The sequence below is a fragment of the Arthrobacter sp. 2MCAF15 genome, assembly GCF_052115605.1.
Lineage (GTDB): Bacteria > Actinomycetota > Actinomycetes > Actinomycetales > Micrococcaceae > Arthrobacter.
On record NZ_JBFRGZ010000004.1, the window covers coordinates 272,737 to 285,013 of the forward strand.

Here is a 12,277-nt window from a genome sequence, read left to right on the forward strand (position 1 = left end):
TCGCAACCCGGCCCACAGTCGACAGGAGGCACACCGGAATGGATGCCACCCCAGCGCCGCGGCCCGCCGCTGCCGTCGGGGATTATGTGGTGGTCGAGGACAGCGGCGAGTTTTCCTACTACCGTTCCAGGGAAGACCTCCTGGCCGACTTCGAATACGTCGGCGAGGCTCCCTGCATCATTGACCGCGGCGCCACCACGTACCGGCTCGAGCTGGACGAACACCGCCACCTGCGCCTGGGCCCGCCCCTGGGATCTGTGGAATTACACTGGCTCCGCCAGGCCTTGGCCGACGCCCGCGAAGTGCATCCCGAGGGGCACCGGCTGCAGCGCGCGGACACCGCCGGGCTCGCCGGGCTCGTGGCCGGACTGTTCGAGACACTCCAGCTGGAACGCGGAACGGATGCAGAGCTGGGGCTGTGGGGCCTGGACATCGACGGGCTTGCGACGCGGCGCAACGCGCTGGCCGACGTCGACCGCCTCCTGGCCGGGAACAACCGGCTGGGCACAGTCCGGGTGACCGACCCGTTCGGTCACAAGTACAGCCCTGTCTGGCACCCGAAACACCGGCACCTGGGCCACGCCGGATTCCTCAGCTACGTCGAAGTCCCGGTCCGGAGCAGGCGGCCACACGGGTGAGGGCGGGGGGACAGGATGCGGCTGCAGCAGTTAGGGGATTGCCGAGGTCAGGGGGCGGCCACCGCAAACGTGTCGCACTTGTTGATGTCCCCGGTCTTGTAGCCCTGGTAGAACCACTTCTGCCGCTGGGCACTTGACCCGTGGGTCCAGGCCTCCGGTGAGACGCGGCCCGTGGCGGCCTTTTGGATGCGGTCGTCGCCCACGGCCGAGGCGGCCGACAAGGCATCCTGGATGTCCCGGTCCGTGAACGGTTCGAGGTAGGGCTGGCCGGTCTTGGGGTCCGGCTGCGTCGTTGCATAGTGCGCCCACAGCCCCGCGTAGCAGTCGGCCTGGAGCTCGACCCGGACCGCCCCGGAACCCGGTCCTTGGGGATCCTGTTGAGCCCGGTCGAGGTTGCCCAGCAGGTTCTGGACGTGGTGACCGAATTCGTGGGCCACCACATACTCCTGTGCCAGCGGCCCGCCGGAGGAACCAAACCGGTCGACGAGTTCCTGGAAGAAGCCGGGATCGAAGTATGCCGTGGTGTCGACGGGGCAATAGAACGGCCCCACGTCGGAGGTGGCAGCGCCGCAGCCGGTGTTGGTTGCACGGGCGAAGATCACGGCCTTCGGCCGCGGGTATTTGGTGTTGTACTGCGCCAGATATGCCGGCCAGAACGCGTTCAGGCTGTTGACCGTGCCGGTGATCCTGCAGTCGAGCCGGGCGTCGGCGTCGGCGCCGGTCTGGCAGGCGGGGGCAGAGCCTTGGCTCTGTGACTGGGGGTCCTGGACGGTGCCGGCCAGCCCCTCGAGCAGCTGCGGATTGATGCCAAAGAGGGCTGCCAGCAGCAGGATGATGCCGCCGCCGATCCCGCCGCCGATCATGGGGCCGCGGCCCATCCCGCGGCGGTCCTGGACCTGAGACGGATCCAGCGGGGCGTTGTCGTTGAAGCTCATGCTGTCACAATATCCCGCACGGGCCGCGGCGGCGCCGGGCAACGGTAAAGTTGGTGTGATGCCTTTTCTCGACAGACTCCAGCGCTGGGCCGATGACCGTCCCGACGAGACCGCCGTCGTCGTGGCCGGAGAGCACCTGAGCTGGTCCGGCCTGCGGGACCAGGCAGCGGCGCTGGTGCCTGCGGCGCCGGCTGTCACTGTGCTGTCCGAACACAATTCCGTCCGCTTCGCCGTAGCGTTCACGGCCGCCGTCGCCGGGGAGCGGCAGTGCGCCGTGTTGGATCCGGCCTGGCCGCAGCAGATGCAGGACAACATTGCCGCCCGCATCGCCGGGACGGAACCGGAGCCAGCGGCAGCACCGTGCCCGGCCACGCCGGCGCTCCAGCCGGCTCGGGGGACCGAGTTGGTGGACGGCCCGCCGGAGACCTCGTTCCTGATCGGCCTGACTTCCGGGACCACCTCGATCCCCAAGGCGTTCACCCGGTCGCGGCGGTCCTGGCGGGAATCCTTCGACGCCTCCATTGAATTCTTCGGGCTGACGCGGGAGGACAAGTCCCTGGCCCCCGGCCCGCTCGCGGCAAGCCTGAACCTCTACGCCCTCGCCGAATGCCTGTACGCCGGGGCCGAATTCCACACCCTGGAGCACTTCGACGTCGGCGCCGCCCACGCGGCGGTGAGCCACGACGGCATCACGCGCCTGGTGCTGGTCCCCACAATGCTCCGGCTGCTCAGCGAACGCGGCCTGGCTGGCGGGGTCGATGCCTCCGGCATTCGCAGCATCATCTGCGCCGGGTCCAAACTGGACGCCCGCACACTGGAGGCGGCCCGGCGCTGGGCGCCCAATGCCACCATTTTCGAGTACTACGGCGCCTCCGAGCTCAGCTTCGTCTCCGGCGCGGGACTGCGTCCGGGCCAGCCCGTGGAGCCGGGCGGGGCCGGCATCGGGAAGCCGTTTCCCGGCGTCGACATCCGCATCCTGGACGATCACGGGGCCGGGCTCCCGGACGGCAAGGACGGCAACATCTGCGTCCGCAGCGGCATGGTCAGCAACGGCTATCTCTGGGGTGACGACGGCCAGGCCCTGCGCTGTTTCGACGGCTGGTACACCGTGGGAGACCAGGGGTTCCTCTCCGGCGGGACCCTGCATATGCTGGGCCGCCGCTCCGACATGATCATCGCCGCCGGCACCAACGTCTACCCGCACGAAGTCGAAATGGCCTTGGCATCCGTCCCCGGCGTCGCAGCCGCCGTGGCTGCCGGGATGACCGACGACGTTCGCGGCCAGCGCGTCGTGGCCGGCGTCGTCCTCTCGCACGGTGCGGTCACCGCCACCCAGCTCCGGTCCGGGATCGACGACGTGCTGGCACGCAATAAACGCCCCCTTGAGTACTTCGCATTGGCGGAACTGCCCCTGACAGACCGCGGCAAGATCAGCCGCCAGCTGCTGCTCGACTGGGTGGCCGGGAACGATCCCAGGATCCGGCGCCTTGGCTGAGCGGCACGGAGACGCCCGACCGTCCTCAGCCTGGCCATCCCCACGTGGCCTGCCGTTCCCCGGTTTGTTGCCGGATGACCGGCAGCCAGTGATCATCGCGGCGCGGCGGACGCCGCTTTGCCGGGCAAACGGTGCCCTCAAGAGGCTGCGCGCCCACGAACTCCTGGCCCCCGTGCTTCGCAGCCTGCTTGCCGACGTCGGCGCGGGTGCCGGCCGCGCCGGGGGCGCCGCACCGGAGTCCGTTACCGACGTCGTGATCGGCAACGCCGTGGGCGGCGGCGGGAACGTGGCCCGGCTCGCGGCGCTGGAGGCCGGCCTGCCCGTCACCGTTCCGGGCGTTACAGTGGACCGACAATGCGGCTCCGGCCTGGACGCGATCGTCCTGGCCTCGAGGCTGGTCGCGGCCGGCGGCGGTGGCCTCTATCTCGCAGGCGGTGTGGAGAGCATCAGCACGGCGCCGCTGCGGGCCCACCGCAACGAAGACGGTAGCCCGGACTACTACACCCGGGCCCAATTCGCCCCGCTGAGCCTGGGCGATCCCGACATGGGCGTGGCGGCCGAGAACGTAGCGGCCCACTTCGGCATCAGCCGGGAACGCCAGGACGCCTTCGCGCTCCGCAGCCACCAACGTGCGCTGGCCGCTGCCGCCGCCGGGCGGTTCCACGCCGAGATCGTGCCACTCACTGCGGATTCCGGAGCGGCCACGGCAGCCGACGACGGTCCGAGGCCGAGCCTTGGTCCGGCCCTGATGGCCCGGTTCCCGTCCGTGTTTGCCAGCGGGGGCACGGTGACGGCAGGCAATTCGTGCTTCGACGCTGACGGCGCGGCCGCCGTCGTCGTCACGTCCATGGAACGGGCCCGGCAGCTGGGCGCTGCGGACGGGCTGCTGGTGCTCGGAACCGACACGGCCGGGGTGGCGCCGCAGCTCCTGGGCATCGGCGCGGCCGCAGCCGCCGAACGGCTTCTCACGGCCCACGGCGTGACGGCGGCGGATTTGGGCCTGGTGGAATTCAACGAGGCCTTCGCCTCCCAGACCCTCGCCTGCTTTGACCAGTTGGGGATCGACCCGGAGCAGGCAAACCTCGACGGCGGCGCCCTTGCCCTGGGTCACGCTTACGGTGCCTCGGGCGCGGTGCTGGTCACCCGGCTGCTGGCCCAGGCGCGCAGGTCCCCGGTGCCGGGCCAGCTTGCCCTCGCCATGATCAGCATCGCAGGGGGAATGGGCACGGCCGCGCTGATGGGGTTCACCAGCCTCACCTAGCCCGCCCCCCCGGCGCCGGCCCACGCCCCGCCCCACGGGACATGCCCATTCTTCGCCGCAAGCAGTGGACATATGGGGCACATGTCCAGTGGCTGCGGGCGGGCGAGGGCATGTCCGCCTCCCGTTGCGGGACATGACCTGTCCTGGCTCCTGTGATGGAACATGTGCACTTCCCATTGGGGGGACATGCTCGGCCCTGGCTCCCGTGCTGGGACATGCTCATTCTTCGCTGCAGCCACTGGACATGTGGGGCATATGTCCAGTGGCTGCGGCCACGGGAGCGCATGTCCAGTGGCCGACCCCGGCGGGGCCGCTGCTCCGCGGCCAACCTGATCGGGACATGTCCCTTCCTCGGGGCGAGGAGTGCGCACTGCGGGTGCATGTCCAGTGGCTGCGGCCACTGGAGGGCATGCGCGGATGCTTGCCGGGGATGTTTAGGGCACACTGGTGCCGTGAGCGGAATCCAGTGGGTGCTGCACGTCGATCTCGACCAGTTCATCGCGGCGGTCGAAGTGCTCCGACGGCCAGAGCTTGCGGGCAAGCCGGTCATTGTCGGCGGCCGGGGCGACCCCACGGAACGAGCCGTGGTGTCGACCGCATCATACGAAGCCAGGGCATTCGGCGTGGGTTCCGGAATGCCCCTACGCATCGCGGCCCGGAAAGTGCCCGACGCCGTGATCCTGCCCGTCGATCAGGAAGCTTACCTCGCGGCGTCCGAGGCGGTGATGGCTACCCTGCGCGCTCAGCCCGGCGCCACCGTGCAGGTCCTGGGGTGGGATGAAGCCTTTGTAGGCACTGAGACAGAGAATCCGGAAGCCTACGCCCGGCAGGTGCAGGCCGCCGTCCTTGAGCGAACGCAGTTGCATTGCAGCGTGGGCATCGGCGACACCTTGGTCCGGGCCAAGGTAGCCACCGGTTTCGGCAAGCCGGCCGGCGTTTTCCGGCTCACTGCCGGGAATTGGCTGGACGTCATGGGCAGTCGCCCCACCAAGGATCTCTGGGGCGTCGGAACCAAGGTGTCGGGCCGGCTGGCCAAGCTTGGGATCAACACGGTCGCCGAGCTCGCCGCGTCCGACCCCCAGGACCTGGTCCCGGAGTTCGGCCCCAGGATGGGTCCTTGGTATGCGGAGCTCGGACGTGGGGACGGAGCCAGCGTCGTGGACGACACGCCGTGGGTTGCCCGCGGGCACAGCCGGGAGACCACCTTCCAGCGGGACCTGACCGAGCCAGCCCAGGTGGACGACGCCGTGCGGGAGCTGACGGCGCGTGTCCTCGAGGATGTCGTGGCCGAAGGGCGGCCCGTGGTTGAGCTGACCCTCAAGGTTCGGTACGCGCCGTTTTTCACCACGACCCATGCGAGGAAAATTCCCGAGACATTCGACCGGAGCGAAATCCTCGCGCGGACCCTGGACCTCGCAACCGGAATCGAAGCGGGCCGGCCAATCCGGCTCCTGGGCCTGAGGGCCGAGATGGCAATGCCCGACGACGCCCGAAAGGGACACACGCCGACGCGCGGCGGTTGGTGACGGCGTCGCATTCCCAATGCCTGGACTCCGGAGCCAGGCCAGGGCACCGAGGGCTAGTCCTCCGGGTCCTCCGGTTCGCCCAGCCCACGGGCGGCCAGCGCTTCACCGGTCTGCCGGGCAAAGGCCACCGTGGTGATGAAAACCGGAAGCACAAGTGCCCGCGGGTTCCGTTCAAGTCCGCGGGCCCGGGCAGAGTCGCGTACGTCGGCGTAGGCCCCGGCCACGAACGGGATGCTGCGGAGCATGATGGCAATGGTGAGTGCGAAACGTTCCGGGTCAGCCCCGAGCCGCCGGAAGGGCCGGGCCAGGGAGGCCACGCCGTCAAGCAGCGCCTGCACCGGGGTGGTGGCGGTCAGAATCGATGCCGCGACAACGCAGACGAGGACATTCAGCACGATCCGCGCGGCGGTCGGGGCGCCGAGCTGCCACCACTGGAAGAGGCCGATGGCCAGCAGGACCGGCAGGACCGGCTTCACCGCGCGAAGCAGACGGGCGGGACCTGCCCCGCTGAGCAGGAACAGCCCGCACAGCAGCATCAGCACGACGGCGGACACGGCCCAGTCGGCGATCAGGAACGAAGTCATTCCGCAGCCAACCACCAGCACGAATTTCAGCCACAGCGGCGTTCGGTGGATCACGGACGAGCCCGGCGCGTACGTGGCCAGGAGGAAACCGTGACTGCTCACGACTGCTCCAGCCGGGTCTGCTCCGCGACGGTCCGCTCACCCGCGCGCCCGTCCCGCCCGTCCCGGGCGGTTCCGGCTTCGCCGGGCCCACCACCGGGCCCACCACCCGGCCCGCCCCCACCTATGGGCAGGCCTGCGGCGCTCAGGGTACGGTAATGCGCGACGGCAGAGGCCGGTTCGCCGTCGAACACGACCTTGCCGGCGTCCACCACCAGCACCCGGTCCATATCCTCGGCGAGCTCGAGGTCGTGGGTGGAGAGAATGACCTGCTGGCGCAGGCCTGCCAGGGTGCGTCGCAGCAGTTCGCGGTTGCGGAGGTCCAGGAGCGTGGACGGCTCGTCCAGGACCAGCACGTCCGGGTCTACGGCGAGGACCGCGGCCAGGGCCAGGAGTTGGCGTTCGCCGCCGGAGAGCTCGTAGATGCTCTGGTCCGCCAGCGGCAGGAGGCCGAACCGATCCAGGACAGATTCGGCGTGGGCCCGGCGCTCTGTGCCGTTGCGGATGGAGCGGCGCAGGGACAGTTCCACGTCCTCGCGTCCCGTGGGCATCACGAGCTGGGAGAGCGGATCCGTGAAGACAAAGCCCACGCGGCGGCGGACCTCCCGCACGGCGCGGACGGTATCGGCGCCGTCGACTGCCACCGTGCCATCGCTCGGTGCCACGAGCCCGTTGATGAGCCGCAGGAGGGTGGACTTGCCTGAGCCGTTGGCCCCGATCACCCCGATCCGGGGTTCGGTGAGGTCCAGCGACAGTTCCTGGAGCAGTGTCTTGGGTGCGGGGCGGCCGTCAACCGGCACGCGCACCGTCACCCGGTCCAGGATGATGTTGCTCACGGGCGGGTGTCAGCCGTCCGGACGCGGCGCAGCAGCAGATCCGGGAAGGCTTTGTGCAGTGCAAGGGCGACGCTGACGGCCAGGACGTTCTTGATGATGTCGCCGGGGTAGAACGCGAGGTCGGCGATGAAGGCCTTCGAGAAGTCCAGCTTGGCGTTGACCATCATGCCCAGGATGCCGAGGCCGTGGATGAAGATGATGCTGCTGACCATCGCGGCGGCGAACAGGAGGACGGCGCGCAGTTTTCCGGTGCGGTTGGCGGTGCGTGCGAGCACGACGGCGGCCAGCCACCCTACGGCCGTGGCGGCCAGCAGGAACCCGATGATGTAGCCGGCGGAGGGTCCGGCGAGGACGCCCAGCCCGCTGCGGCCGCCGCTGAAGATCGGCAGGCCCGCGAAGCCCAGGAGCAGGTAGAGGCCGACGGCGGCGAAGGCCCGGCCCGCGCCCAGCGCCAGCCCCGTGAGCATGACCGCGAGGGTCTGCAGCGTGATGGGTACGCCGAGGCCGCCGACAGGAATGGCGGCGATCAGTGCGGAGGCGGCCACGAGGGCGGCAAAGACGGCGATCAGGCCAAGATCGGTGGCATTCCAGCGGACCCGGCGGCGCGGGGTCTTGGCTGTGTCGGGATGGCGGGTCTGGGTCATGGTGTTCCTGTCAGATGCTGCGGCGGAAATCGGAATCTTGATATTGACTGTACGGTCGCGGCGGATCGGGTTTTTTGTAGACGCCCCACTAACCGACGGGCCCATTGCTGGAGGGCGCCGCCAATGATGGCTGCCCCGCAGCCCCCGCCCGGCGCCAACCGGCACCGGGGGAGCCCATGTCAGGGAGCCGGGGCCGTGCCGGTAGACTTGTAGAGGCCGTGCTCTCGCACCGCCCTGTCCCGGCTCCGCCCAGACTCCACCCGTCGTGCCGCGGCATTCCCTGTTGTGAAAGGCCTTAGCTGCATTGATTACCGTCCAGGATCTCGAACTGCGCGCCGGCGCCCGCCTCCTCATGGACCAGGTGAGCTTCCGGATCGACAAGGGAGACAAGATCGGCCTGGTCGGCCGTAACGGTGCAGGCAAGACAACGCTGACCCGGGTACTCGCGGGCGAGGGCCTGCCCGCCGCGGGCAAGGTAACCCGCACCGGCGAAATCGGCTACCTGCCGCAGGATCCGCGCACCCCTGACATGGAGCAGCTCGCGCGGGACCGGATCCTGTCCGTCCGCGGCCTAGACATTGCGGTGGGCAAGCTCCGCGTCGCCCATGAAGAGATGGCCAGCGAGGACGCCGCGGTCCAGCAAAAGGCAATGAACCGCTATGACCGGCTGGAATCCGAATTCCTGGCGGCTGGCGGCTATGCGGCCGAAGCCGAGGCGGCGGCGATCTGCTCGAACCTTGCCCTGCCGGACCGGCTGCTGAACCAGCCGCTGAAGACCCTCTCCGGTGGTCAGCGGCGCCGCGTGGAACTCGCGCGCATCCTGTACTCGGATGCCGAGACCATGCTCCTCGATGAGCCCACCAACCACCTCGACGCCGACTCCATCTCCTGGCTCCGCGAGTTCCTCAAGAACCACCAGGGCGGCCTGATCGTGATCAGCCACGACACCGAACTGCTCGAAGCGACGGTAAACAAGGTCTTCCTCCTGGACCCCAACCGCGCGCAGATCGACTTCTACAACATGGACTGGAAGCGCTACCTCACCCAGCGCGAAACGGACGAGCGGGCCCGCAAGCGGGAGCGCGCCAACGCGGAGAAGAAGGCACAGGTCCTCATCGACCAGGCCAACAAGATGCGGGCCAAGGCCACCAAGGCAGTCGCCGCGCAGAACATGGCCAAGCGTGCCGAGCGTTTGCTCGGCGGCCTCGAAGCCGTCCGCGCGCACGACAAGGTAGCCGCCCTGCGCTTCCCGGATCCCTCACCTTGCGGCAAGACCCCGCTGACGGCGGACGGCCTCAGCAAGTCCTACGGCTCGCTCGAGATCTTCACCGACGTCGACCTCGCGATCGACCGCGGTTCCAAGGTGGTCATCCTGGGCCTCAACGGTGCCGGCAAGACTACCCTCCTGCGGATGCTCGCCGGCGTCGACAAACCGGACACCGGCGAAGTGGTGGCCGGCCACGGACTGAAGGTGGGCTACTACGCCCAGGAACATGAGACGCTCGACGTCGACCGCACCGTCCTGCAGAACATGCGCTCCTCCGCCCCCGACATGAACGACGCGGAAGTCCGCAACATCCTGGGCTCGTTCCTGTTCTCCGGCGACGACGTCGACAAGCCCGCCGGTGTGCTTTCCGGCGGTGAGAAGACCCGCCTGGCGCTGGCCACCATTGTGGCCTCGAGCGCGAACGTGCTGCTCCTGGACGAGCCCACCAACAACCTCGACCCCGCCAGCCGCGCCGAAATCCTCGGCGCCCTGAGCAACTACACCGGCGCCGTCGTCCTGGTCAGCCACGATGAAGGTGCTGTCGAGGCGCTCAACCCGGAGCGCGTCGTGCTGCTGCCCGATGGCATCGAGGACCACTGGAACGAAGACTACCTGGACCTGATCACGCTGGCGTAGGGCGCTGGGCTGGTTCCTCAGGGCGGCTGAGCCCGCGCCTCGGCGCAGGTAATTTGCCGCGTGCTCGCTCGTGCCTCGCTTAGACGCACGCTACACAAATCACCCGCACCGCCGCGCTCGTGCGGTTGTCACCGCTCAGTGCAGCCAACTCCTAACGGACCAGCATCTCTTCCGCGCCCGTGATCCGGTGCAGGTCCTCATAGGCGATCGAGAACATCGAGTTGTGGTCGCCTGCCCCCGCCCAGAGTAGGGGGTGGGCCGCGAGCGACGTGTCCAGCAGCGTCCGGATCTTCTCCGGATGGCCAACGGGGGCCACGCCGCCCACTTCCTGGCCGGTGTGTTCCAGGACGAATTCGGGGGAGGCCCGGCGGATTCTCCCGCCGCCCAGCTGATCAGCGACCTTGTGGACGTCTACTTTGGCCGCGCCGCTGGCCAGGATGAGCAGCGGCGTGCCCTCGTGGTCGAAGATGAGGCTGTTGGTGATCGCGGCGACGTCGCAGCCCAGTGTGGCGGCCGCCGCAGCAGCCGTGGGGACTTTCGAGTCGAACACCGTCACGGTGTCCGCGACGCCCAGCGAGGTGAGGGCGCGCTTGACGTTCGCCACGGGCCCGGGCAAGGAATCAGTGCTCACTGCTCAGAACCCCTGGGCGTCGAGGATGGCGTCTTCCTCTTCTTCCGCGGTCGCGTTCTTGCGCTTGCGGGGAGCGGGACGGCGGCGTACGGCCGGGCCGCTGGAGTGCAGGAACACGCCCTCGGCGGCGTCGGCCTCGGCGTCCTCCGCATCGATCGCGGCGTTTCGGGCCTGCTGCCGGGCCGCATAACCGAACCCGACGAACATCAGGATGCCGAACGCGAACCACTGCAGCGAATAGGAAAGATGCGTGCCTTCGTCAGTGGAGGGTTTGGGGAACGGGAACGGCATGTCCTGGACCGACGGCGACTCTGAGGCCAGCTGGCCGTAGGCTCCCGTGAGCAGCGGATAGCCCAGCTGGGTGGAATAAGTGGCGAGGTCGATCGAGGCCAGCTGCCCCTCCGGGGCGCCGCGCTGCAGCTCGGGTTCGGCCGGCTTGAGCCGGGCGACGACTGTGACCGGACCCTGCGGCGGCGCAGGAACCGAGTCCGGCCGGCCCGGAGTGTTGTTGCCGATGGGCAGCCAGCCGCGGTCAACCACGACGGTTTCGCCGGATTCGAGCTTGAACGGAACCACCACCTCATAGCCGGGCTGGCCGTTGAGCGGGCGGTTGCGGACGATGCGCTGGCCGGCGACGTCGTAGCTGCCTTTGAGCTCCACCTGGGTCCACTCGCGCTCCGGATTCAGCCGGCTGAACTGGTCGCGGACATCGGCGAACGGCACGGGCGTTGCAGAGTAGTTGGAAACCACCCTGTTGATTTCGGCCAGCGTCTCGGCGCGCCGGTCCATCTGCCACCGGCCCAGTCCGACGCAGCCCGCGGCGAAGATCGCGGCCAGCAACAAATACCCCAGCCATTTACTGGAGAAGAGAAAGCGGTACATTCAGCCGATCCTGCCTGACGGGTCGAGGGGGACTGCGTCTTGGTCGAGGGGGACGGAGTCCTCAGCGAAGGCCACCGTCTCCTTCCATAGCCCGCGCGTCTGGAGGTAGTCCTCAAGCCAGGCCCGGTGCTCTCCGCACGCCAGCCAGATCTTGCGCCGCTCCGGGGTGTGGATCTTGGGGTTGTTCCACAACAGCTGCCATTCCGCCGCCGTGCGGCAGGCCTTCCGGGAGCAGACGGTGCCGGGGCCTGCGGGGGTGTCCCCGCCGCCCCCGGCCAGGTCAAAGAGGTTCATGAAGCTGCCCGTCCGTGGTCGTCGTCGTCGTTTTCATCATCGATCAGCTCGCCTTGCAGCAGCGTTCCCGAGGCGTCATCGCCGGCGTACGGCTCGGCCGGCCCGGCGGGAGCCGGTGCATCCAGCTCTGCGAGCGGAGCGTAGTCCAAGAGGGAGTCACTGTGGATTTCCGCTTTGTCGCTGCCGTTGGCGATCACCACGGCCACCCACGGCAGGAAGACGGCCCCCAGCACCGGAATCAGCCTGAACCAGCCATCCACGGCAAATATCAGGATGAGGCAGACCATCCGGATGCCCATGGCGACGGCGTACTTGACCATCCGCTGGTGCATCTCGTCCGAATGCGCAGCAGCGGCGTCTGTGATGCTGTGCACCTCGGTACCGCCGGACTCGGCGTCCGGCCTCCCGGGCACAGGGGCACCGGGTCGGTTTTTGAGTGTCACGGCTGTCAGATCACGCTCCCAAGGCTTACTCCAATTCTCTCACCATCGGCGGAGCCGCCCAAACGCATGCGAACCGGGCGCTAAGATCGGAGGCAGGAAAAATCCA

The 12,277-nt window shown here is 68.7% G+C and carries 13 protein-coding genes; 5 read left to right on the plus strand and 8 right to left on the minus strand.

What is annotated here, in order from left to right:
• Window positions 1-38: 38 nt before the first annotated feature.
• The gene (locus tag AB4089_RS07165) at window positions 39-638 is read left to right on the plus strand and encodes a hypothetical protein (protein ID WP_441408601.1); all 600 of its coding nucleotides are present in this window, start codon (window positions 39-41) and stop codon (window positions 636-638) included.
• 47 nt (window positions 639-685) lie between these two features.
• Here AB4089_RS07165 and ypfJ read toward each other — a convergent pair whose 3' ends face one another.
• Window positions 686-1,573, minus strand: coding sequence for a KPN_02809 family neutral zinc metallopeptidase (gene ypfJ, locus AB4089_RS07170; RefSeq protein WP_441408602.1), 888 nt, complete (start codon window positions 1,571-1,573; stop codon window positions 686-688).
• A 58-nt stretch (window positions 1,574-1,631) separates the two neighbouring features.
• Between ypfJ and AB4089_RS07175 the strand changes: the two genes are divergently transcribed.
• The 3 genes from AB4089_RS07175 (at window position 1,632) to AB4089_RS07185 (ending at window position 5,855) form a co-directional block, all read left to right on the plus strand.
• The gene (locus AB4089_RS07175; RefSeq protein ID WP_441408603.1) at window positions 1,632-3,068 is read left to right on the plus strand and encodes an AMP-binding protein; all 1,437 of its coding nucleotides are present in this window, start codon (window positions 1,632-1,634) and stop codon (window positions 3,066-3,068) included.
• An 88-nt stretch (window positions 3,069-3,156) separates the two neighbouring features.
• A complete protein-coding gene (locus AB4089_RS07180) occupies window positions 3,157-4,329 on the plus strand; it encodes a thiolase family protein (RefSeq protein WP_441408604.1) in 1,173 nt (390 codons plus the stop codon).
• A 452-nt stretch (window positions 4,330-4,781) separates the two neighbouring features.
• A complete protein-coding gene (locus AB4089_RS07185; RefSeq protein ID WP_441408605.1) occupies window positions 4,782-5,855 on the plus strand; it encodes a DNA polymerase IV in 1,074 nt (357 codons plus the stop codon).
• A gap of 53 nt (window positions 5,856-5,908) precedes the next feature.
• Here AB4089_RS07185 and AB4089_RS07190 read toward each other — a convergent pair whose 3' ends face one another.
• Genes AB4089_RS07190 through AB4089_RS07200 form a run of 3 tightly spaced genes read right to left on the minus strand, consistent with a single transcriptional unit; the run spans window position 5,909 to window position 8,018 of the window.
• Window positions 5,909-6,541, minus strand: coding sequence for an energy-coupling factor transporter transmembrane component T family protein (locus AB4089_RS07190; RefSeq protein ID WP_441408606.1), 633 nt, complete (start codon window positions 6,539-6,541; stop codon window positions 5,909-5,911).
• On the minus strand, window positions 6,538-7,374 hold the full coding sequence (locus tag AB4089_RS07195; protein WP_441408607.1) for an energy-coupling factor ABC transporter ATP-binding protein: 837 nt from the start codon (window positions 7,372-7,374) through the stop codon (window positions 6,538-6,540). Before AB4089_RS07195 ends, AB4089_RS07190 begins: the two co-directional genes overlap by 4 nt.
• On the minus strand, window positions 7,371-8,018 hold the full coding sequence (locus tag AB4089_RS07200) for a biotin transporter BioY (protein ID WP_441408608.1): 648 nt from the start codon (window positions 8,016-8,018) through the stop codon (window positions 7,371-7,373). Before AB4089_RS07200 ends, AB4089_RS07195 begins: the two co-directional genes overlap by 4 nt.
• A 304-nt stretch (window positions 8,019-8,322) precedes the next feature.
• Between AB4089_RS07200 and AB4089_RS07205 the strand changes: the two genes are divergently transcribed.
• Window positions 8,323-9,921: an ABC-F family ATP-binding cassette domain-containing protein gene (locus AB4089_RS07205; RefSeq protein ID WP_441408609.1), complete on the plus strand. Its 1,599-nt coding sequence runs from the start codon at window positions 8,323-8,325 to the stop codon at window positions 9,919-9,921.
• A 151-nt stretch (window positions 9,922-10,072) separates the two neighbouring features.
• On the opposite strand, the gene AB4089_RS07210 is transcribed toward AB4089_RS07205, so the two are convergent.
• Genes AB4089_RS07210 through AB4089_RS07225 form a run of 4 tightly spaced genes read right to left on the minus strand, consistent with a single transcriptional unit; the run spans window position 10,073 to window position 12,171 of the window.
• Complete coding sequence (locus AB4089_RS07210; RefSeq protein WP_441408610.1) at window positions 10,073-10,552, minus strand: YbaK/EbsC family protein; 480 nt, start codon at window positions 10,550-10,552, stop codon at window positions 10,073-10,075.
• A 3-nt stretch (window positions 10,553-10,555) separates the two neighbouring features.
• The gene (locus AB4089_RS07215; RefSeq protein WP_441408611.1) at window positions 10,556-11,434 is read right to left on the minus strand and encodes an SURF1 family cytochrome oxidase biogenesis protein; all 879 of its coding nucleotides are present in this window, start codon (window positions 11,432-11,434) and stop codon (window positions 10,556-10,558) included.
• Window positions 11,435-11,728 (minus strand): hypothetical protein, encoded by a 294-nt coding sequence (locus tag AB4089_RS07220; protein WP_441408612.1) that lies wholly within the window; start codon window positions 11,726-11,728, stop codon window positions 11,435-11,437. It abuts the gene before it with no gap.
• Complete coding sequence (locus AB4089_RS07225) at window positions 11,725-12,171, minus strand: DUF3099 domain-containing protein (RefSeq protein WP_441408613.1); 447 nt, start codon at window positions 12,169-12,171, stop codon at window positions 11,725-11,727. The genes AB4089_RS07220 and AB4089_RS07225 overlap by 4 nt, the downstream gene beginning before the upstream one ends.
• Window positions 12,172-12,277: the final 106 nt, after the last annotated feature.

What these genes read in the sequence shown, in the direction of transcription:
- AB4089_RS07165 (WP_441408601.1), top strand. Translation starts at nt 39, where the DNA reads ATGGATGCCACCCCAGCGCCGCGGCCCGCCGCTGCCGTCGGGGATTAT.
- ypfJ (WP_441408602.1), bottom strand. Translation starts at nt 1,573, where the DNA reads ATGAGCTTCAACGACAACGCCCCGCTGGATCCGTCTCAGGTCCAGGAC.
- AB4089_RS07175 (WP_441408603.1), top strand. Translation starts at nt 1,632, where the DNA reads ATGCCTTTTCTCGACAGACTCCAGCGCTGGGCCGATGACCGTCCCGAC.
- AB4089_RS07200 (WP_441408608.1), bottom strand. Translation starts at nt 8,018, where the DNA reads ATGACCCAGACCCGCCATCCCGACACAGCCAAGACCCCGCGCCGCCGG.
- AB4089_RS07215 (WP_441408611.1), bottom strand. Translation starts at nt 11,434, where the DNA reads ATGTACCGCTTTCTCTTCTCCAGTAAATGGCTGGGGTATTTGTTGCTG.
- AB4089_RS07220 (WP_441408612.1), bottom strand. Translation starts at nt 11,728, where the DNA reads ATGAACCTCTTTGACCTGGCCGGGGGCGGCGGGGACACCCCCGCAGGC.